Annotated in this window: 17 protein-coding genes; 15 read left to right on the forward strand and 2 right to left on the reverse strand. The window is 69.5% G+C overall.

Annotation, left to right across the window (positions count from 1 at the left end):
• The first annotated feature begins 5 nt into the window (after positions 1 to 5).
• From mads6 to DFJ69_RS05800, 6 genes are all read left to right on the forward strand, one after another.
• Positions 6 to 4,067 (forward strand): methylation-associated defense system protein kinase MAD6, encoded by a 4,062-nt coding sequence (mads6, locus tag DFJ69_RS05775; protein ID WP_116021513.1) that lies wholly within the window; start codon positions 6 to 8, stop codon positions 4,065 to 4,067.
• Entirely contained in the window at positions 4,048 to 5,661 is a 1,614-nt protein-coding gene (gene mads7, locus DFJ69_RS05780; RefSeq protein WP_116021514.1) for a methylation-associated defense system protein MAD7, read from the forward strand. Before mads6 ends, mads7 begins: the two co-directional genes overlap by 20 nt.
• Positions 5,658 to 11,012, forward strand: coding sequence for a methylation-associated defense system ATP-binding protein MAD8 (gene mads8, locus DFJ69_RS05785; RefSeq protein WP_116021515.1), 5,355 nt, complete (start codon positions 5,658 to 5,660; stop codon positions 11,010 to 11,012). Before mads7 ends, mads8 begins: the two co-directional genes overlap by 4 nt.
• A gap of 468 nt (positions 11,013 to 11,480) precedes the next feature.
• The gene (locus DFJ69_RS05790; protein ID WP_116021516.1) at positions 11,481 to 11,744 is read left to right on the forward strand and encodes a hypothetical protein; all 264 of its coding nucleotides are present in this window, start codon (positions 11,481 to 11,483) and stop codon (positions 11,742 to 11,744) included.
• A gap of 598 nt (positions 11,745 to 12,342) precedes the next feature.
• The gene (locus DFJ69_RS05795) at positions 12,343 to 13,803 is read left to right on the forward strand and encodes a serine/threonine-protein kinase (protein WP_170177546.1); all 1,461 of its coding nucleotides are present in this window, start codon (positions 12,343 to 12,345) and stop codon (positions 13,801 to 13,803) included.
• 451 nt (positions 13,804 to 14,254) lie between these two features.
• Complete coding sequence (locus tag DFJ69_RS05800; protein WP_170177547.1) at positions 14,255 to 14,572, forward strand: hypothetical protein; 318 nt, start codon at positions 14,255 to 14,257, stop codon at positions 14,570 to 14,572.
• A 5-nt stretch (positions 14,573 to 14,577) separates the two neighbouring features.
• On the opposite strand, the gene DFJ69_RS05805 is transcribed toward DFJ69_RS05800, so the two are convergent.
• Positions 14,578 to 14,871 carry a DUF6247 family protein gene (locus DFJ69_RS05805; protein ID WP_116021519.1) on the reverse strand — a complete coding sequence of 98 codons (294 nt, stop codon included), beginning with the start codon at positions 14,869 to 14,871 and terminating at the stop codon, positions 14,578 to 14,580.
• A gap of 413 nt (positions 14,872 to 15,284) precedes the next feature.
• The gene (locus DFJ69_RS05810; protein WP_116021520.1) at positions 15,285 to 15,650 is read right to left on the reverse strand and encodes a hypothetical protein; all 366 of its coding nucleotides are present in this window, start codon (positions 15,648 to 15,650) and stop codon (positions 15,285 to 15,287) included.
• Positions 15,651 to 15,838: 188 nt separating this feature from the next.
• Between DFJ69_RS05810 and gvpJ the strand changes: the two genes are divergently transcribed.
• From gvpJ to DFJ69_RS05855, 9 genes are all read left to right on the forward strand, one after another.
• Entirely contained in the window at positions 15,839 to 16,237 is a 399-nt protein-coding gene (gene gvpJ, locus DFJ69_RS05815) for a gas vesicle protein GvpJ (protein WP_211328524.1), read from the forward strand.
• Complete coding sequence (locus tag DFJ69_RS05820; protein WP_116021522.1) at positions 16,234 to 16,977, forward strand: GvpL/GvpF family gas vesicle protein; 744 nt, start codon at positions 16,234 to 16,236, stop codon at positions 16,975 to 16,977. Before gvpJ ends, DFJ69_RS05820 begins: the two co-directional genes overlap by 4 nt.
• A 1-nt stretch (position 16,978) precedes the next feature.
• Positions 16,979 to 17,218 (forward strand): gas vesicle protein GvpG, encoded by a 240-nt coding sequence (locus DFJ69_RS05825; protein WP_116021523.1) that lies wholly within the window; start codon positions 16,979 to 16,981, stop codon positions 17,216 to 17,218.
• A 3-nt stretch (positions 17,219 to 17,221) separates the two neighbouring features.
• The gene (gene gvpO, locus DFJ69_RS05830) at positions 17,222 to 17,482 is read left to right on the forward strand and encodes a gas vesicle protein GvpO (protein ID WP_116021524.1); all 261 of its coding nucleotides are present in this window, start codon (positions 17,222 to 17,224) and stop codon (positions 17,480 to 17,482) included.
• A 17-nt stretch (positions 17,483 to 17,499) separates the two neighbouring features.
• Entirely contained in the window at positions 17,500 to 17,895 is a 396-nt protein-coding gene (locus DFJ69_RS05835) for a gas vesicle protein (protein WP_116021525.1), read from the forward strand.
• On the forward strand, positions 17,888 to 18,694 hold the full coding sequence (locus DFJ69_RS05840) for a GvpL/GvpF family gas vesicle protein (RefSeq protein WP_116021526.1): 807 nt from the start codon (positions 17,888 to 17,890) through the stop codon (positions 18,692 to 18,694). Before DFJ69_RS05835 ends, DFJ69_RS05840 begins: the two co-directional genes overlap by 8 nt.
• Entirely contained in the window at positions 18,675 to 18,878 is a 204-nt protein-coding gene (locus tag DFJ69_RS05845; RefSeq protein WP_116021527.1) for a gas vesicle protein, read from the forward strand. Before DFJ69_RS05840 ends, DFJ69_RS05845 begins: the two co-directional genes overlap by 20 nt.
• Positions 18,875 to 19,168 carry a gas vesicle protein K gene (locus DFJ69_RS05850; RefSeq protein WP_116021528.1) on the forward strand — a complete coding sequence of 98 codons (294 nt, stop codon included), beginning with the start codon at positions 18,875 to 18,877 and terminating at the stop codon, positions 19,166 to 19,168. The genes DFJ69_RS05845 and DFJ69_RS05850 overlap by 4 nt, the downstream gene beginning before the upstream one ends.
• Positions 19,169 to 19,243: 75 nt before the next feature.
• A complete protein-coding gene (locus tag DFJ69_RS05855; protein WP_116021529.1) occupies positions 19,244 to 20,977 on the forward strand; it encodes an RNA ligase family protein in 1,734 nt (577 codons plus the stop codon).
• Positions 20,978 to 20,979 lie beyond the last annotated feature (2 nt).

The following is a 20,979-nucleotide window of genomic DNA, read 5'->3' on the forward strand; positions in this document are numbered from 1 at the left end:
GCCCCATGGCGGACATCGTCGGCGGTGGCCCTCCGGCCAACGACTCCGAGCGGGCGGCCATCGCGCATCTGCGCGACCATGCTCCCGAGGACTGGCTCGTCCTGCACAACATCGAGATCCCGGTCCGGGGCGCGATGTACGAGGTCGACCTGATCGTGGTGACCCCGCACTCGGTGTGCCTCATCGACGTGAAGAGCACCCGAGGCCGGATCGACGTGTCGGGCCGCAGGTGGTACCCGTCCAACCGTGGCTCCTTCCACTCCCCGGTGGCCAAGCTCCGCGACCACGCCAGGGCGTTGAAGGGGGAGCTCGCCCGACGCAGCTCCGGGCTCAACCGGATCTACGTTGACGCGCTGGTCGTCCTGACCGCCGACGATTCGGTCCTGGTGGATCCCAACGACCGCACGGACGCCGACGCCCACGATGTGTCCACCCTGGATGAAATGATCTCGGCGCTGGCCGACGTCTCCCGCGTCCGCAGCGGATTCCCGCGCGACATCCGGCGGCACCGCCAGACGATCGTCCAGACGCTGCAAGGAGTCGTCCGGGTGCCGACCGGGCCGCTCCGATTCGGCAACTGGGTGGTACGGGAGGAACTGGGCGGCACCGAGGACGTCACCGAGTATCGGGCCGCCAACGCGATTGTCACGACGTCCCAGACCGTCCTGCTCAGGGTCTACCGGGCCGACCCCTTCCAGCCGGAGGCGGTGCGGGCCGCCGAACGCGTCGCGATCGCCAACGCCTATGAGGTGCTGGCCAGGATGCCGCCGCACGAATGCGTCGTCGGCTGCCGCGACTTCTTCGCCACCGAGGACGAGAGCCGGTTCGTCCTCGTTCTCGATGACGTTCGCGGGACCGCGCTGCAGCCGCACCTGGACAATCCCCGGCTCGTCCTGGCAGCCGACGCCAAGTACCGGCTGATCGCCGACATCCTGCGCGGGCTCACGCACGCGCACGGTCACCGGGTGCTGCATCGTGCGCTGTCTCCGGCGTCCGTTCTGGTGGCCCCCGGCGGCAAGGGCCTGCTCACCGGGTTCGACTACGCGCGCCCGGAGGATCCCCGCTCGCACACGGTCGTGGGACGGCTCGCCGATGCGCTCGACCCCGCGTACGTGGCACCGGAGTGCCAGGCGCGGGCCCAGGCGATGAGTCGCGCGTCCGACGTGTACGCGGCCGGGGTGATCGCGTACCGGCTGCTGACCGGGGAACTGCCGTTCGCCTCGACGGCCGACCAGTACGAGAAGGGCAGCATGCTGCCCGGCGGACCCTTGACGGCGGCCGGGGTCCCCGAGCACATCGCCGAGCTGCTGGGACGGATGTGCGCACAGGCTCCCTCCGCGCGACCGTCCGCCGCCGAAGCCCTGCGGACGATGCTCGGCGCCTCCCGCCCACCGGCCGGCCGAGCCACCACCCGCACGTTCGACTACCGGAATCTGCCCGAAGGGCACCAGCTGACCCGCAAGTACACGGTCCAGCGCAGGCTCGGCAAGCCCGGCTCGTTCGGCGCGGCCTACCAGGTGTACGACAACCTCGCGGGCGCCGACCGGGTCGTGAAGATCGTGGATCGCGACCGAGAGTCGCTGGTCGAACGACTCAAGCACGAATATCAGATCCTGCTCGGCCTCCCCGCGCACGACAACGTGATCAAGGTGGAGGGCGCCGACTACCTGGACGGTGGCGAAACCCCGTACCTGGTGTTCGAGTACGTCGACGGGCAGGACGTCGGCGCGCTCGCCGACGACCGTGCCCTCGGCCCGGCGGACACGGTGAAGCTCGGCGTGGAGGTGGCTCGCGGGCTGGCGTTCCTGCACCGCCACGGGATCTTCCACTGTGACATCAAGCCCGGCAACCTGCTGTGGACCGACCAGGGCTGCAAGATCATCGACTTCAACGTGTCGGTGTCGGCCGAGTCGAGCATGTCCAAGGCCGGCGGCACGACCAAGTACGTGCCGCCGGATGTCAACATCCGCGTGCCCCCGACCGCGGCAGACCTCGCCGACCGAGACGTCTACGCGCTCGGTGTCACGCTCTACCAAGTGCTGACCGGGCAGTACCCGTTCGCCTCGGGCAGGCCCACGCTCGGGGAACAGCCCATCGATCCGCGGTCGCTGAGCGGGCTCTCGGAACTGTCGGATGCGCTCGTCGACACGGTGACCAAGGCGATCGCCCCACTGCGCAGCGCCCGTTACGGCGGCGCCGCCGAATTCCTGGCCGTGCTGGATGCGATCGGCGAGGTGCACCGGCCGCCCGCCGTGGCGCCCCCCGAGCCACGTCCGGTCGTCGCCGCCGGCAATGTCAATCCGTTCGTCGCCCACCTCAAGACCCTTTACAGCCAGAGCACCAGCAGCAATGCGGGTACCCGCGGCAAGGATCCCTACGACCTGTACGTCGCGACGGCATTGGACGACGGCCTGATCCCCGATGTGCTCGCAGGCCGGTACCGACTGGTGGTGATCACCGGGAACGCCGGCGACGGCAAGACGGCGTTCCTCGAACGCCTCGTCAAGGCCGCGCTCGACCGTGGCGCGACCCCTGGTGAGCCCCGCGACAACGGGGCCGACGTACGGCTGCTGGGCGGCCGGTGGCTCCGGACCAACCACGATGGCAGCCAGGACGAGGGAGACAAGGCCAACGACGAGGTGCTCGGCGAGTTCTTCGCCCCGTTCGCGGAGGGTGAGGAGCCGGGCCCGCGGAACGCGGAGACACGTCTGATCGCCATCAACGAGGGCAGGCTGGTGGACTTCTTGGCCTCTCGGGCGAGCCGGTTCGCGTCCCTGACGGCGGCGGTCCGGGCCGGGCTCGACGGTGAACCCGTGCCAGACGGCATCGCCGTGGTCAACCTCAACCGGCGCAGCGTCGTCGCCGGCGCCGACGGCCCGAACGGCCCGATCTTCGACCGGCTGCTGGCCAGGATGACCCATGAGCGTTTCTGGGAGGCATGCGAGTCCTGCGACCTGGTGAACTCCTGCTACGCCCCGCACAACGCCCGGACACTGGCCCACCCCAGCGTGGGACCGAAGATCGTCAAGCGGCTGCGGGAGCTGTACACGCTCACCCATCTGCGCGGGCGGATGCACATCACCGTCCGGGATCTCCGGTCCGCGCTGGCGTTCACGCTGACCTCCGGGAGGGACTGCGCGGAGATTCACGAGTTGTACCGCGGCGGCGACATCACCGAGATCCTCTCCGGCTTCTACTTCAACGGCTGGGCTGGAACACCCGGTACCCGTGACCGGCTGCTGGCGCTCCTGCGGGACGTCGATGTCGCGGCGGTGTCCGCGCCCGCGCTCGACCGGCGGCTCATGCACGTCGGTCCGGACGCGGGGCAGGCCATGATGACCGTCGACCGCCGCGGCGACGACTACGACATGTCCCTGCTGCGTACGCTGTTCGATCGGCTCACCGGCGACGCGGCCGACCCCGAAGCCCACGCGCGGTATCTGGCCTCGGTGCGGCGACGGTTCTACTTCGAGGGGCTGGACGATAAGCGGGCACGGGCGATGTCGCCCTTCCGGTCGTCCGAACGGTTCCTCTCGCTGCTGCACGACCCCGAGCAGGCCGCCGCCCGGCTGCCCGACCTCATCGCCGCGATCAACCGTGGTGAAGGCCTGCCCGATCCTCGCCGGCTCGGCGACACCCTCGCGCTGCAGGTCCGCCACGTGCCGGGCGGTACCGTCCGCAGCCACCGGCTGTTCCCCATCGACGCGCTGACGCTCACCATGTCGGGAGGTCCCCCGTCGCCGTATCTGGAGCAGGAGCCCGACGGACTGGTGCTGCGTTACCACGGCCCGGCGGGTCAGACGGCGCGGCTGCGAATCCAACTCGATCTGTTCGAACTGCTGTACCGCCTCCGCGACGGCTATCTGCCGAGCGTCGCGGACCGGCAGGGGCACTATCTGGGGCTGACCATCTTCAAGAACGAGCTGTCAGCGGCGCCTTATCAGGAGATCGTTCTGTCGGCCGGAGGGCGCGGCCTGCATCGCGTCCGCCGGGAGCGCGACGGGCGGCTGGTCATGGAGCCGCTCGTAGACCTGACCGAGGAGTCTGATGACCCTGCATCGCAGTGACAAGGAATTCCGTCACCCGGGTGTCAGCTACTTGGACTACAAGCAGCTGGAGATGGACCGCGTTCTGACCGGCTTCCTGCCCCGGCTCTGGTGGGACGGCAGGTCCAGTGTCGTGTCGCGTTCGGCGGACCTGGACGTGCACGACTTCGTCGAGACCTTTCGAGAGCATCCGGATTCCTTCCAGGACTTCGATCCCGACATCACCCGCCGCTGGCTGGAGACGCATCTTCTGGATGTGGTCAACCGGGGAAAGGCGACCCAGGCCGTGGCCGGTCTGCGCCCCCTGCACGGATTCACGTACCGGTTCAGGAACGCGCGCCGATCCCGCGCCTATGGGGCCGACGAGCAGCTGTACGAGATGATCTCGCAGGTCTCCGATCGGCGGCGCGGTGCCGCGACGCTCGAACATCTGAAGAACTTCTTCTTCGACGGGATGGACAAGCACACCGAGAAGCCCACGCCCGGCGTCGACATCGATGTCGAGACACAGGCGCTGATCAACCTTTCCGAGGCGGTGAAGCGGGACATCACCGACCGCCCCGCCAGCGGCAGGGAACGGCGGTCCCATCCACCGTTGTACCCACAGGCGTCCGACCTGCTGGTGGACGACGTACTCAGGCTGCTGTTCCATCGTGACCTGATCCCGCGCTCGGTGCTCGTCGACTATCTCAAGATCCTCTTCGCCTTCCATCTGGCGCTCTATCACCTGCGGATCCTGAAGCTGTTGCCAGCGCTGACCCGCAACGAACAAATGCGTGCGAACGGCGGCTTCTTCCTCGACGTGGTCGGGATCGGTGGTACGCCGACGGCCCGGTTGGCCGAACGCAGCGCCGAAGTGTGGTTCGGCCGCATCCCCGATTTCGTCCGGGCGACGTTCACGGTGAAGCGGCTGGACGACCTGGCACGGCATCTGGTGCGGCGGGGCGGTCTGCGCACCCCTGGCCGCGGCTTCTTCACAGTCGAGGACTTGCTGCGTCTGCTCGGGCCCGCGCACAAGGAGGAACGCGACAGGTTCGCGGGCGGCCGACTGGCGGTGATCGAGTCGGCGCGCTCCGGCGACGCGGACATGGACACCGAGATCGAGCAGATCTTGCACCTCGGCCTCGACGACTTCACCGCCTACATCGAGGTCATCACGGCCTACCGCGTCGCGTTCCACCGTAAGTACCTGACCGGATGCCTCGACTCTCTGCTGTTGAAGAACCGGCCGGGCGCGATGATCGCCCAGCCGAGGCGCGGCGTCCGCCGGTTCGTTCTGGACAGCCGGCTGCTGGAGGTGCTGCTGCAATTGTCGCTGCTCAGGCAGGACACCGGCGGCGAGTACTACACCGCCGCGTTGCGCGTCGACGAGTTCCTCACCGTGCTGCGGGAGCGTTACGGCCTGTACATCGACCAGCTTCCGGCAGGCGACGGTTTCGACCGGCCCACAATCGAGGACCAGGCCGCCTTTCGCGCCAACACCGGCGCGTTCACCGCGAGATTGCGGGAGATCGGCTTCTATTCGGATCTGTCCGACGCCTACCTGACGCAGACGATCACTCCGCGCTACACCATCGGCGCCGGTAAGGCCGGCCGTGCCCAGGGGAACGCATGAGTACCGGGCTGCAGGAACTCCAGGAACAGGACGTCGAGACCGCGCTGGAACGGGTCCTCCTCCCCCGGCTGGCCGGGTTGCTGCAGGCGCGACGGCCGGGGCACTGCATGCGGGTCACCGAGATCGACGCGCCGCTCGCGGTGCGGCTGTGCCGTCGTATGCGGGGCGCCGTCGGCGAGGACGGACACGTGCACGTCCTGGGCTCGGAGCCGGCCGTTCCCACGGACGTGGCCGTGACCAGTACCAAGCTCGTGGAACTGCGCAACCCTGACGCGCGCGGGCGGCAGCGTGCCCCGCTGCTGGTCTTCGTCCCGCCGGGCACGTACGCCAGCGCTGAGGACTCGTTCGGGGTGGCCACCTTCGAGGAGGTCGCACTCGGCGATGTCTATATCGAGCTGGCCGCGCGGCTGCTCGCCGAACTCCCCGACACGCTTCGCCGCGGTGTCGAAGACCTCTTCGCCATCCTCGACGACCAGAAATGGCCCTATGCCGGGGACCACGCCCGTGCCCGATATCTCCTGACCGTCCAACACAATGAGAACGATCCGATGGCGGCGGGAGCGGCCGTCTTCGAGCTCGGGATGGTGCCCGATTTCGAATTGTTCTCCGACGCGGCCCAGATACCGACCCGTACAGGCCGCAACATGCGGCAGATGCGGGTGCTGCAGAGCACCGAACGTCCCGAGCGCCAGCGAGTGATCGAGCTGGGCTTGACCGATCCCGCCTTTCGGGCTCGGCTGGCCGAGTTCCTCGTCCGAACCGGATTGGAAGACGCCCGCGCATGGACCCGGCGGATCGTCGTCGACCGTGCGAACTGGAACCTGGGCTTTCACCGCTGGCCGCTGCGGGAGGAACGGACCGTCGAGGTCGTACGCATCACCGTCGGAGATCTGGAACTGCCCAAAGCCGGTGAGGCACCCGGCCACGCGGACCACACGGTGCTGAGGAACATGACCGGCCAGCCCTTCCTGCACGCGGGACGACAGGGACTCGGCCGGCTTCCGATCGACTTCCATGTGGAGCCGGACCCTCAGCGAGTGGCCGGCTTGGCGAAGTTCGTCGTCCAGCTGATCTCCGAGGACTCCGGACCGACCGGTGTCACGACGACGGTCCGGCTCGGGAAGACGGCGAAGAGCTCCTACAAGGCCGTGTTCAAGAAGCTCCGCTCCGTCGAGCTGGAGCAGGGCTGGCACTTCGTCCAGGTGACTCCAGAGGACGCCGAAGGCGTCCCGCTCCCTGTCGAGACCCCACGGGGCGACGCTCATCTCGGGAACCAAAGCGACCGGTTCATGGTCGTCACCGACGATGACTTCGAGGAGCCGCCGCCGCGGCAACGTGTCGCCAGGGATGTCGGCGTCAGTCATGCGCTGCGGAGACTGGAGTTCATGGCCCTTGAGGAGACCCGTGACTGGCGCGGTGTTCGCTGCAAGGGCGTCACCTGGAAGAGCACGCAGGGTGCGGGCCGACAGGTGCTCCAAGCGTCGTTCGGAGTCTACGGGTCCGCGGAGATCCCGCTGTCACCCCCTTTGGTCGAGGCACAGCGGCGTGTGCTCGCCGAACCCGATCGCCTCCGTCGCTGGCGGCTCCCGGTCCTGGCCGACCAGGCGGGAGACCCGTTGCCGGAGGACCTGGACGCACCGGATCCCGGTCACGAGCCCGTCGACGTGTTCCTCGCGGCGCGCCGAGCCGTCCTGGCGGCCATCCGGGGCGAGGACGACCTGGTCATCGAAGGCCGGGACCTGCTCGAGCTGCGGGGACCGATCCAGACTTACGCCGAGTCCTATGGCGAACTGCTCGCCTGGCAGATCCGCCGCGCCGAACGGGCCGACGAGGGGCTGCGGACCGGGTTGCTCCGCGAGTTGGCCGCGCTGCTCCAGATCGACACCGTCGAGGTCGGTGTCACGGATTCGGGCGGTGTCCGTCGCGACGTCGTGCTCGTCGCCCCCACCCACCCGCTCCGGCTGCTTTGGCTGGTGACGTGGTCCGCGCTCGGCCGCCGCTGGCTCGAGAACGCCCGGGAGAACGAGGCCGCGGTGATCGCCGCCGCGGGGCGCACCCTCTCAGGACTGACCCCGCTCGGCTTTCCTCTGGTGGTCCCGCAGCGAAGCGGGGCGCTGACCATCGCGGCGGGCGATCTCAACCCGTACTGGGGCGTATGCCTGCCCACCGGCGCAGCGGACCCCCAGGCCCTCTTGTCCACGCTCGCCGGGGCGCTGCGCCTGCCCGAACGCTGGAGTGGTGGCCAGGTCGTCTCCGGGCGGGTTCTCGCCGATCGTGTCGAACGCTATCTCCGCCTGCACCCCTACGTCGGCACCCTGGTGATCAGCGCAGTCAATCCCGGTCGCGCGGAGCACTTGGCCGAGATGCTGCTCGCGCTTCAGCGACGCAAGGACTTCGTTGATGTCAAATACGACATCCGGCTCTTCGTGCCCGATCCGCAGGCCACCGACAATGGGGAGGCCCTCGCTGAACTTCTGCGTGGAGAGGGTGGCCCGGCCGCCGAGGCCGAGGCCTTCCATACCCGGCCGTCCACGGGGCTCATTCCCAAACTCGCGGTCGCCGTCCGGCCCCTGCACGAATTTCGTGCATCGAGCAGCGAACAAGCCGCCCACATCACCGTCCTCTTCGATGCGTTCAGCGGTGAGAGCTTCGACGCCGCGCCCGGTGGGGACCCCGGCATGGCACCGGTGCACGGACTCGTCCAAGACGTCTCCATCCTTTACAGCGAGAACGAGGAGACCGTCACCTGGCAAAAGCAGCCGCGACATGGCCCCGCGCATCCGATCAGGGGAGCCGAAGAGCTGTCCGACCTGCTCTCCGCGCTGCCCGCCACGATCTCGTCCGCCGCAGCGGCGGTGGCCACCGGAGAGCCGGGGGTGGGTCTGGTGCCCCGCGTCACGCTCAACCTCGACGCGCGTGACGGCGCTCTGCTCCACCAGGCGCACCGCTCGAGTGACTGGGTGATCACCATCGACCGCACGCTGGGCATCGAGTACTTCGACAGTCCCGGAAGCAAGCGGCGTCCCGCCTATGTGATCGATTTCGATGTGGAGAGCGCCGAAGGGCTGGGGCACCATCTGGTGATCAGTTCCCGTTCGGTCGACGAACTTCGCACGTTGCTGGCACCCGTTTGCGCCCAGCATGGATTCGATGTCGACGCCCGGCACACCGGTACGTTCTTCGAGCAATTGCGGCTGCTGTCGGGTCGGCTGGCGTTCAAGCTGGCATCCGCCACACCGACTCAGCGGACCGAGGTCCTGGGGCTGGCGCTGGCCCGGCTCTTCCTCGACTACCAAGGGGTCTTGGCCGACCAGGTGCTGGTCCCGCTCGACGCCCATCTCGGGCTGTATCGGGAGTCGCGAGCACGGGCGGACGAGGTCGGCGAATCGGTGAGCCTGAAACGCACTGATCTGGCGCTGCTGAGCCTGGACGCAGGTCGCCGTACCATCACGTGCCGGCTCGTTGAGGTCAAGTGCTACAGCTCTCTCGGCGGCCTTTCGGCCTACGAGCAGCTCAAGGCCGAGATGCTGGAGCAACTGGCCCGCAGCCGCACCGTTCTGAAGGAGCATTTCGACCCTCGGCTGAACGAGCCCGACCGGCCGGACCGTGCCGTGCGCAATGCCGAGTTGGCGACTCTGCTCCACTTCTACGTGGGTCGCGCGGTCAGATACGGCACGATGCACGCCCAGGTGGCCGGCGAAGCCCGATGGCTGCTCGACCGGCTCGACGCCGGCTACGTATTGGACTTCAAGCGCATCGGGCTGATCTTCGATCTTTCCGGCACCGGCGCGAGCACCGACCACGAGGCCGGCGTCGAGTTCCATCGGATCGGACGGGATCTCGTTGAGGAGCTGCTCGAAGCGATCCCGACCGACCCGGTATTGGCGGTCGAGGGAACGACGACGCTCAGCGGCCTCGACCTCACGGTGCCGAGGTTGCACGATGCGGCCTTCCGCGCCCCGTCCCGCAGCCACGAGACGCCCAAGGAACCGATTCACATCGAGCCGGATGATCTCGCGGACGACACCCTCCCCGGGTTTCCGGAGCCGAACGAGGTACCGTCGCAAGAGGGTTCGGCAGCAGCCGAGGTGTCACCCGCGCCGGTACCTGAGCCCGCGCTCACGGACTCACCCGGGGACTCGCCATCCCGACGAGAAGGCCCCAGCATCTACCTGGGGACCGACGGCCGATCCCCGCAATACGGCGTTCTCGGTGAAGTCGCAGGCCGTCGCGTCGCCTTGGACCTGAACGAGACGCACACGATCAGCCTCTTCGGCGTTCAAGGTGGAGGCAAGAGCTACACCCTCGGATCCATCATCGAAGCCGCGACCCTGCCGGTTCCCCCGATCAACGAGCTTCCTCGTCCGCTCGCCACGATCGTGTTCCATTACAGCCCGACTCTGGACTACGCGCCCGAGTTCACCAGCATGCTCGCTCCCAACAATGACGCCGAGCAGACACGTATGCTGCAGGATGCCTATGGCTGCCGCCCCACCGCGCTCACCGACATCGTCATGCTCGTCCCCGAAGACCAGTTGGATCTTCGCCGTATCGAGCATCCCGGCATCCAGGTGCTCCCGCTGAAGTTCGGATCGGCCGAACTCCGTGCCGAACATTGGCGCTTCCTGATGGGTGCGGTCGGAAATCAATCCACGTACATACGGCAGCTCCAGCGAATCATGAAGGCGCACCGGAGGCAACTGAGTCTCGACGTCATTCGTGCGGGCATCGAGCAATCCGCCATGTCGGACAACCTCAAACAGCTCGCCCAGCAGCGCCTGGATCTCGCCGCCGACTACATCGACGACAGCGCCCGAGTCAAGCAGCTCGTCCGCCCCGGGCGAATGATCATCGTCGACCTGCGCGACGAATTCATCGAGAAGGACGAGGCGCTCGGCCTGTTCGTCGTCCTCATGCAACTGTTCGCCGAAGCGCAAGAGGAAGGACGACGCTTCAATAAACTGGTCGTCTTCGATGAGGCCCACAAGTATATCGAAAGCCCTGATCTGGTGGCCGGACTGGTCGAAAGCGTGCGGGAGATGCGACACAAAGGCATGAGCGTCCTGGTTGCGAGCCAGGACCCACCTTCGGTGCCCATCGCACTCATCGAACTTTCCAACCACATAATACTGCACAAATTCACCTCACCGGCATGGCTTAGGCACCTACAGAAGGCCAACGCGTCGCTTGCGCAGTTGACAGCCTCCAAGATGGCGAACCTTGTACCGGGCGAAGCATACATCTGGTCGAACAAGGCAACCGATAATGCTTTCACCCGTAGCGCAATGAAAGTCAGGTTGCGCCCACGATTGACCAGACATGGAGGGGCCACCAAGACTGCAACTGAATAGTTCGGGCGCCACCCGACCAACAAAGCGGCCCAGCTCCAGTCGGGCACTAAATGTGTCATTTTCGAGACTGAAACTATTAATTATCCCCAGTTCTGGGCGCGCGGTGGCCGTTGGTGATGGTGCAGCCATTTGGGGCCGTGTCCGTTGGGGATTCCAACCGGCGCGGCCCACGGCGGGTGATCTTGGTCGTGTTCGCTCGTTGTTCGCTCGTCGGCGTTGGTACCGGTCGTCATGGGCCGCCACGGCGCGGCACGTTTACCATCGCAAACACGGACAGGGCGACAGGTTTCGGCAGCCGTTGACATGGTCCGGCACGCTAGCGGTTGACTTCTAATCCGACGGTCGCAGGTTCGAATCCTGCCGGGCGCGCCCTCCTCGACCACGGAGCGTGTCATCGCGCCCGTCGGTGGGTCGCGGGGGCCGCTGGGCGCATGTGCCGGTGGCATCGGCTGACCTAGACTGCCGCGCATGGATCTCACCGATGCGACTCGCATGATCTTGGCGGAGTCTGCGGCCTTTCCGGAGCTGATGAGGGCCACGCGGGACGCTCACGACACGTTGGTCGCCGGTCGGCGGGTGCATCACACCGCTCTGACCTGGATCCTCAGGGAGGCGAGCCGCAAGGATCTTTACGGCGCCCTCATGCGGAAGCATGGCACGGAGGCCTTCGAGGACATGGTCACCGTTCTCTGCCGTGAGATCGACCGGCAGGCACCCGTTCCCACCCGCTGACGACAGATTCCTCAACGCCGGGTGACCTTTCGGCCTGCGAGATCCCGGTTCGCGGTCGGCGGGCGAACCGTTCCGGGCGTCGGGAGGCCCGTGCTCGGCCTGCGCGGGTCCGGTGGCGCCCACATCTGGACGCCGGTCGTGGCGTCACGCGTGCGGCCGACTCCTGTTCGACCGCGAGGCCGCAGGCGCCTCGCCACGCCTTTCGTGATCATTACCTCTGACGCTCGGCTGGGCCAACTGCCGGCACCGGTGCCATCCGTTGAGGGTGGGGAGCACACCGGGTCGACGCCAAGCATTTCGGCCGGATGACAGCCCCCGGTCCCGCTGTTCGACGTTGCGGCCGGTGTGGCCCGGACGTCGGCCTTGAAATCCGGCTTTAAGAGCTCCGGTCGAACTCGGGTCATCGTCGGACCGTGGCCCCCGCCGTAATCGGCGTTCCCGACTCGGCCCTTTCGTGGTCTGCCGCCGCCCATCGTGCCGGCGCGGAACGGTCCTGTGGAGGGGATCGCAGCGCACACGGGTTCATGTAGACGCCTCTGTATGTTTGATGGTTGAGTGGTGCCGCCCGTTTGGAGGGCCGAGGGCGCTGGAGGGCTTCGTGCAGAACAGAATCGTCCCCGCGGCCGGTGTGGAGCTCGACGGTCGGTACCGCTTGGAGACCGTGATCGGTAGCGGCGGGATGGGTGAGGTCTGGCGCGCCTTCGACCTGCGGCTACGTCGGCCCGTGGCGGTGAAGGTGCTGCCCGCCGGGTTGGCGGCGGCCGAGGAGGGCGTCGCGCGGTTCCGGCGGGAGGCCGAGACGACGGCGACGCTCCAGCATCCCGGCATCACCGTCGTGTTCGACATCGGCGAGGACCGAAGTCACGCGCAGCTCACCTACCTGGTGATGGAACTCCTCGACGGCGAAGACCTACGCACCGTCATGGCGCGGAACACCCGCGGCCTCCCCGTTGCCCAGGCCATCGACATCGCCGCCCAACTCGCGGACGCGCTGGCCGCCGCGCACGCCCACGGCATCATCCACCGCGACGTCAAGCCCGCCAACCTGTTCCTCCTGCGCAGCGGTCGCCTGAAGCTCTGCGACTTCGGCGTCGCCGGCCTGGCGGATGCGGCGACCCGCCTCACGGCGCAGGACGCCCCCGCCCCCGGCACGCCCCGCTACATGGCTCCCGAACAGTTCCGCGGCGAACGCGCCGACCCTCGCACCGACCTCTACGCCTTGGGCTGCGTCCTCTATGAACTCCTGACCGGCGCACCACCGTTCGCGTCCGACTCCGGCGTCCGGGGGCTGGCCTATCAGCACATGAACACCCCGCCATCCCCCGTCGGCACCCACCGGCCGGACGTCCCGCCCGCACTGGATCGCCTCGTGGGGTCGCTGCTGGCCAAGCCGATGGACCTCCGTCCGGCCAGCGCCTCCTCCGTCGCCGACTCTCTCCATGCCCTGGCCGGCACCCGCCGCCCGACCACCGCGCCGTCCCTCGTCGATTCCCCGAACGAACGGCGGCCGTCCACCGAGCCCACGGTCCCGCCGACTCGTCGACGCACCGCCACCGGGGTCGTCGCGGTCGTCGGGGTCCTCGCCGCAACGATGATCGCCCTGGTCGTCTTCACCCCGTTCCAGGGACGAGACGGTGCCCCGTCCGCCGAGTCTCCGAGCCCCGGCGGCCCGGCGAGTCGGCCGGCCGCCCACTCCCCCTCGAACGCCACCCCGAGCGACATCAAGATCGTTGATGTCGTCACCCTCGCGGAGGGCGGCACCATGAAGCTCCATGTCTCGCCGACCCGCGGGGTCGCGTGGGCGACCATCGAGGGTCACACCCAGCGGCACCACCTCTATCTCGACCGTCGTGCCGTCGGCGACCAGGACTGGACCCCGTTCCTGGGCTCGGTCCACGTCCCCGGCGACGGACGCCTCCACCGCACCGCGGACGTCCCGATCACACGCGAGCCCCCCGCCGAGTTCCGCGTCGCGAGCGCGTACGACTTCCATTCCGGCGACTATCACTACGTGAACATCGGCGCCTTCCGCCTACTGGACGACCCTGCGGTCGGCTGACCCGAGCCCGCCAGGAGGCGGACGAACGCCGAGGCAGGCGACGATCTCGGATGCGTCGGGCGTCAGGAAGAACGAGAAGTGCAAGCGTGGCGTCGCTGATCGGACGTGGCCGATCACGACGTGCTCGAACCCGCACGCGCTCAGATCGGCGACGGCCTGGGCGAAGCCGAGCGAAGGCTGCCCGGTCCTCCGGATCAGACGTTCGCGACGCCGGTGGATGCCGAGTATCGACAGCCTGGCGGCGACACCCGGATGGATCTCGAACTCGGCCCCGCCCAGGAGTGCCTCCCGGCACGCGAGGTGCGCGTCACCGTCCTGTTCAGCATCCCGATCAGCGTCGTCCGCTCCATTCGCCCATCATGTGGGCAGCGGCCTGGGGCCGCACGCACGAACCCGACCGCCCAGGGTGCAATGGCGGGAAGGAGGACTGCGGTGAGCGCCGTGGAAGGTGATGCGGAGGCGAGCAGGAGTTCGCCCGAACGACCTGGCCGGGTTGCGGCACAGCGTTGTCGGGCTCGCCATGGATGCGCGCGAGCAGATCCGCGACCCCGACGTGGGCGAGTGCTTCCTGTGGGAGGCCGTGTGGGTCTCCGGGGAGCTGCGTTCCCGCCTGGATGCCCTCGATCACCTGCTGGAACGGCTGAGCGACGCCGCCGACGCCTGGACCGGGGAGGCGATCGGGACGATGCCGTTGCGGGAAGAGGTCCGGGGAGTGGCGCGGGAGTGTTCGGGGCGCATGCCGGCGGAGCCCTGGAGCGCCGGGCGGTGATGATTTCAGCCGGAGGTGTCTGCGCGGCCGGGCCAGCCGGGGATCTCGTCGAGGTCTTGGATGAAGGTCGCCGGGTCGCCTGTGCCCGGGCGGGCGGTGAAGTCGGGATGGGTGTGCGCCTCGGCTCGGAGGTGCCAGCGGCGTACGACGTCTTGCAGGTGCCCGTACCGGCCCGGCTCGTGGGCTGCGTCCACCGCGTCGTGGTAGTCGCGCTCGAAGCGGTCGCGTTCGTCTGCGGGCAGCCGCCGCATGATGTCCTCGGGGTTCGGCCCACCTGGGCCGATCGGCTCGGCGGTCATGGTTCTCCCCCATCGACGGGTCGTCGTTCGGTGGTACGTAGGGCTGCTACCCGGCTGCTCTCCGCCTGAACGGGGCCGAGTGGACGGTGCGTCTGGTCGCCCGAGGAGCCGAAGGACGCGATCGCGTGCGGCCTGCCGTCTCGGTACTGGATCACGTGGCGGGCGGTGCTGCGCTCCTCCACGAGGTCGGTCGGCCTGGTCCTGCCACGGCTCGTCCACGGCGGGCCTGGGAGGACCGCCCAGCGCCCGTCATGGAGCCAGAGGTGGTCACCCTCGCGGAACGTCTTCCTGCGCGGAGGCCGGCGCGTCCGCAACGTTCTCCTGGTGGTGGACCACACGCCCATGTCCCACCGCTTCCGTTCCCCGACGATCGATCGGCGCCAGAAGGTGACGCCCGCCGGGGACATCGCCGGTCAGCGGCGGCGGCGCCAGAGGAGGGCGGCCACGAGGGCGGCGGCTGCGCCGGTGAGGGCGGCGAGGAGGCGGTTGAGGCCGAGCCTGGCGGCCAGGGCCTTCAAGGGGCGGAGCAGGCCGGCGAGGGCGAAGCCTCGCACCGAGGCCGCCGCCCTGCCCGCGGCGGCGGTGGTCTTGGCCCGGGCGGCGATGGTGGCCTTCCCCGCGGTCGCGGCGGCGTTGCCTGTGGCGTCGGTGGCCTTCCCGGCCGCCGAGGTCGCGGTGTCCGTGGCGTTGCCGGCGGCGTGGGCGGCCTTCTTCTTGGCGGCCTTGGCGTCGGTGGGCTTGGGGAGCTGGTCGCGGTTCGGGGGGCTGGGGGTCTTCATGGTGGGGGGTCCTCCCAAAAGGGGATGTGAGTTTTCCTCGCGGTACCCCACCATGGGCGGTCCATTCCACCCGACTTGTACGCCGTTGACCGAATCATGGGCCTCTGTTTGATCGCGGACGACCCGGGTAGCCGTCGCGGTGCGAAACGGACGGACCAACGACCCCGAGAGGTCAGGAGGTAACGACCATGCCCCCGGCAACGGTGCAACGCCAGGGCCCCAGTGTGGAGCGCCCCTCGTCGAGCGGGCTCGCCGACGTCGTCGAGATGATCCTGGACAAGGGTCTGGTGATCGACGCGTACGTGCGGGTCTCGCTGGTGGGGATCGAGCTGCTCACCGTGGACGCCCGGGTCGTGGTGGCCAGCGTCGACACGTACCTGCGGTTCGCGGAGGCGGTGAACCGGCTGGACCTCGCCGAGAGCGGCAACAGTCAGGGACTCCCGCAGATGATCTCCACGATGCAGGAGGGCGGCGCCCGCAGCAAGACCCGTGGAGTGCTCCAGGGCGCCGGCGAGACGGTCAAGGAGAAGCTCGGCCGCGGCGGCGAGAAGAAGAGCCCGGCGAAGCGGGAGGAGGACGGGGCGTGAGCGTCCAGTACGTGTACGGCGTGACGTCCGCCGACCTCGAGCTGCCCCCGGACCTGCGCGGGATCGATGACCGGGAAGCGGCGCTGGTGCGGCACGCGGGATGCGCCGTGATCGCCGGACCGGTCGACACCGACCGGGCGCTGGGCACCAGGGACGACCTGTTCGCGCACCAGCGGGTGCTGGAGGCGGTCGCCGCCGATGGGGCCCCGGTGCTGCCCTTCCGGTTCGGCGCCGTGCTGCCCGACCGGGACGCGATCGTCTCCGAGCTGCTGGAGCCCAACCGCGAGTCGTTCGCCGAGGAGTTGGAGCGGATCCAGGGGCACGTGCAGCTCACCCTGAAGGGCCGGTACGTCGAGGAGGTGATCCTCGGCGAGATCCTCCGCGAGCGGCCGGAGATCGCGGGGCTCCGGGAGGAGCTCCACGGCGTCTCCCCCGAGGCCGGCTACTACGACCGGGTCCGGCTCGGCGAGCTGATCGCCCAGGCCCTGGAGGAGAAGGCCACCGCGGACGCGGACCACGCCCTCGAGCTGCTCGCTCCGCACGCCGAGCGGACCGTCGCGCACACGCCGCGCCGGACCGAGGAGATCCTCGACGCGGCGTTCCTCGTCCGCCGGGACGCGCGGGAGCGGTTCGAGCGGGCCGTGGACGAGCTGGGCGGGCGGTGGGACGGCCGAGTGCGGCTGCGCCTGGTGGGTCCGCTGCCCCCGTACGACTTCGCCGAGTCCGGCGGAGAGGGCTGACATGGGTCTGATCACCGGGCTGGTCACGCTGCCGCTGGCGCCGGTGCGCGGGGTGGTGCGGCTGGCCGAGTTCCTCCAGGAGCAGGCCGAGCAGGAGCTGTACGACCCGATCCGGCTGCGGCAGCGGCTGGAGGACGTGGCCGACGCCCGCGCGGCCGGCGAGATCTCCGAGGAGGAGGCCGCCGAGCTCGAGGAGGAGCTGTTGACGCTGTTGATGAATCCGCCGGTGGGGAGGCGATAGCCGATGGCGCAGACGCTCGCCCGGGTGGTGCGGCAGGCCGTCGAGCAGGTGGAGGCCCTGACCGGCCGCGAGGCGGAGGGGGTGACGTCCACCCGGCGCCGCGAGGACGGCTGGCTGGTCGAGGTGGAGGTCGTGGAGACCCGCCGCATCCCCGACACGGCCGACCTGCTGGCGATCTACGAGGTCGAGCTGGACGACGAGGGCGAGCTGACCGGATACCGGCGGTCCCGCCGGTATCAGCGGGGCCGCGCCGACGACGACTGACGAACGAGGAGGAGCACGTGTCCCAGGTCGAATGGGCCGGCCCGGCCTCGTCGGGCCGGCCCTCGGGCCGGTCGTCCGGCGGGGAGTACCAGCCGGCGAACCTGGCCGACCTGCTGGAACGGATCCTCGACAAGGGCATCGTGATCGTCGGGGACATCCGGGTCAACCTGCTCGACATCGAGCTGTTGACCATCAAGATCCGACTGCTGGTGGCCTCCGTCGACCGGGCCAAGGAGATGGGCATCGACTGGTGGGAGCACGACCCGGCGATTTCGTCCAAGGCCCGTCGAGAGCTGACCGAGGAGAACCGCCGACTGCGGGAACGGGTCGCGGCGCTGGAGGGCCGGCCCTCCGGGGAGGACACCGCCGAGAACGCCGCCGAGCACGAGCGGGAGGAGGTGGAGGATGAGTGAGCAGGCCGTCTACCTGTACGCCGTGGCCCGTGGGCTGCGCGCCGAGGACCTGGCCGGAGTGCCCGGGCCGGCCGGGTCCGGGGTCCGGATCATCGAGCACGCGGGGCTGTCGGCCGTCGTCGGCGACGTCCCCTTGGACGAGTTCGGCGAGGAGCCGCTGAAGACGAACCTGGAGCGCCTCGACTGGCTGGAGGAGACCGCCAGGACGCACCACGACGTGGTGTCGGCCGCCGCGTCGGCCGCTCCCACCGCGCCGGTCAGCCTCGTCACCGTCTACCGCGACGACGACCGCGTCCGCGCGATGCTGGACCTGCGGCGCGACGCGCTCACCGCCGCGCTCGAACGGATCTCGGGACGCCGCGAGTGGGGCCTCAAGGTGTACGCCGAGCCCCGCAGGGAGCCCGAGGAGCGGGCCCCCGCCGACGACGGCAAGCCGGGCACGTCGTACCTGATGCGCCGCCGGGCACAGCAGCGCAGCCGCGAGGAGCTGGCGCGCAGGCAGGCCGAACAGGCCGAGACCGTACACCGGGAGCTGGCGAAGACGGCGGTCGCGACCAGGCGGCACCCGCCGCAGGACCCCCGGCTGTCGGGCCGCGCCGGGCAGATGCTCCTCAACATGGCGTACCTGGTGGACGAGGCGGAGGCCGACGGGTTCGTCCGCCGCGTCGAGGACGCCGCCGCCCGCGCCGAGGGCCTGCGCATCGAGGCGACCGGCCCCTGGCCCGCGTACTCGTTCATCGACCTGGAAGAGCCCGACGAGCCCGACGAGGAGGTGACCGGTGAACGGGAGCATCGTTGACGTGGTCGACGCCCCGCCGGGCGAGCGCGTGGCCCTGGTCGACCTGCTGGACCGGCTGCTGGCCGGCGGTGTGGTGATCGCGGGCGACCTGGTCATCTCGATCGCGGAGGTCGACCTGGTGCGGGTCTCGCTGCGGGCGCTGATCACCTCGATCCGGGAGGAGAGCGGGGTGGGGGGCGCGTGAGCACCGAGAGGTTGCGGCGGCGCATCGAGACGAATCCGGAGGAGGTCGAACGCGACCTCGTCAAGCTGGTGCTGACCGTGGTGGAGCTGATCCGGCAGCTCATGGAGCGGCAGGCGATCCGTCGGGCGGAGGGCGACGACCTCACCGACGAGCAGGTCGAGGAGATCGGTCTCGCGCTGATGCGGCTCGAAGAGGCGATGATCAGGCTCAAGGAGCACTTCGGGATCGAGCAGGCCGACCTGAACCTGGACCTGGGCCCCCTGGGCACGCTGCTCCCCGAGGTCCGATGACCCGCTAATTCAGTGGTTCCCTCGCATCGCCCCCCGTAAAGTCGCCGGGCGTCGGCACGGTCTCGGGGGGCGGTCATGCGAGTGCACTATCCGCGCACCCCGCATCTGCCGTGGTCGCCGGGTGTCGCCTCCGACGACGTGCGGGCCGGTGGGCTCGCGGGGCTGGCGGGCCGTGAGGTCGTCGTCACCGAGAAGCTCGACGGCGAGAACACCACCTTGTACTCCGATGGGCTGCACGCGCGTTCGCTGGATTCGGCGCACCACCCGTCGCGGGCATGGGTGAAGGCGCTGCACGGCAGGATCGGCCGGTTCATCCCGCCCGGGTGGCGGGTGTGCGGCGAGAACATGTTCGCCCGGCACTCGATCGCGTACGACGATCTGGAGAGCTGGTTCCACGTCTTCTCGGTGTGGGCGGACGACCGTTGTCTGAGCTGGGACGACACCGTGCGCTTCGCGCGGAGGCTGGGCGTTCCGACCGTGCCGGTGCTGTGGCGCGGCCCGTTCGACGAACGGGCGCTGCGCGCGATGCAGGTGAACACGGGCCGGCAGGAGGGCTATGTCGTCCGCACCGCCGAGGGCTTTCACCGTGACGCGTTCGCCGACCGGGTGGCCAAGTGGGTGCGGCGGGGGCATGTGCAGACCGACGAGCATTGGATGCTCTCGGCCGTGGTCGAGAACGGTCTGAGCCCGGCCGCCGCCCTGTGGGAGGCGCGCTCGGGCGCGACTCCCGACGTGTCGTCGCTGCTCCGGGCGCTGGGTCCGTCCTTTGAGGGGGCGTCCGAGCCCGCCTTGGCCGACGTCTACCCGCGGCTGGACCTGCTGGGTCGATCGGGGGAGAGCCGGTTGGCGGGGGTTCTGGCCGCCCTGCTGCACGCGGAGCACCGCCCGTCCCTGTTGCCCCGGCTGGTGGGGCCGCTCGGGATGCGGCAGGCACGGCGGGTCGCCGATCTGGTGGGTCTGCACACGCGGCTGCGTCGTGAGTTCCCGGACGCGGAGCGCCGGGCCGGCCTGACGCGGATGAGCGCGGCGGCCGATCTGGGGGTGCTGCACGCCGTGGCCGCGTCGGCCCTGGCCGGGCGCGACGACGCGGAGGCGGTCGCCGCTCGGGAGGAGGTGGCCTGGTCGGAGCTGAACGCCGATGACGCCGGGCTGCTCGACGAGGATCCGCTGGGTCCGCTGCGCGACGGCCTGCGAGAGGCCCTCGCGGACCACGACCCCGAGGTCGCCGACCGCTGCTGGGCCGAGGCCCGCGAGGCGTACGCGTCGGGCAAGGCGACCTCGGCGGAGGCGGCGTCGGCGTTGACCTGGCGGTGGCGTTCCGGTGAGTTCCCCCGGCTGGTCGTGCTGGTGGGCCCGTCGGGCGGCGGCAAGAGCACCTTCGCGCGGAACGGCGGCGGGATCGAGGTCATCGTGTCCCTGGACGGTCTGCGCGAGGCCCGTGGATCCAGGGCGGACCAGCGGGCCAACCCGGAGATCCTCACGGAGGGCCTCGCAGGTCTCGCCGAGGAGCTGAACGGCCGTGCGGTCGTCGCCTGGGACGCGACCTCCCTGAATCCTCGCCAACGCTCCCTGGTGCACGCCGTCGGGGAACGGCGCGACGCCCTGGTGACCCATGCGGTGATGGTCGTTCCCGAGGAGTCGGCCGCCGAGCGCAACGCGCGCCGCGACCACCCGGTGCCGCCGGAGGTGCTCGCCGCCCAGTTCCGCCGGTACGTTCCCCCGTACCCGGGCGAAGCGCACCGCGTCTGGTACGTCGGGGAGGACGGGGCCGTTCACGACGTCGCCGGAAGCCTGTGGGACGAGGAGTGAGC

It is taken from the genome of Thermomonospora umbrina (assembly GCF_003386555.1).
GTDB classification, from domain to species: domain Bacteria; phylum Actinomycetota; class Actinomycetes; order Streptosporangiales; family Streptosporangiaceae; genus Thermomonospora; species Thermomonospora umbrina.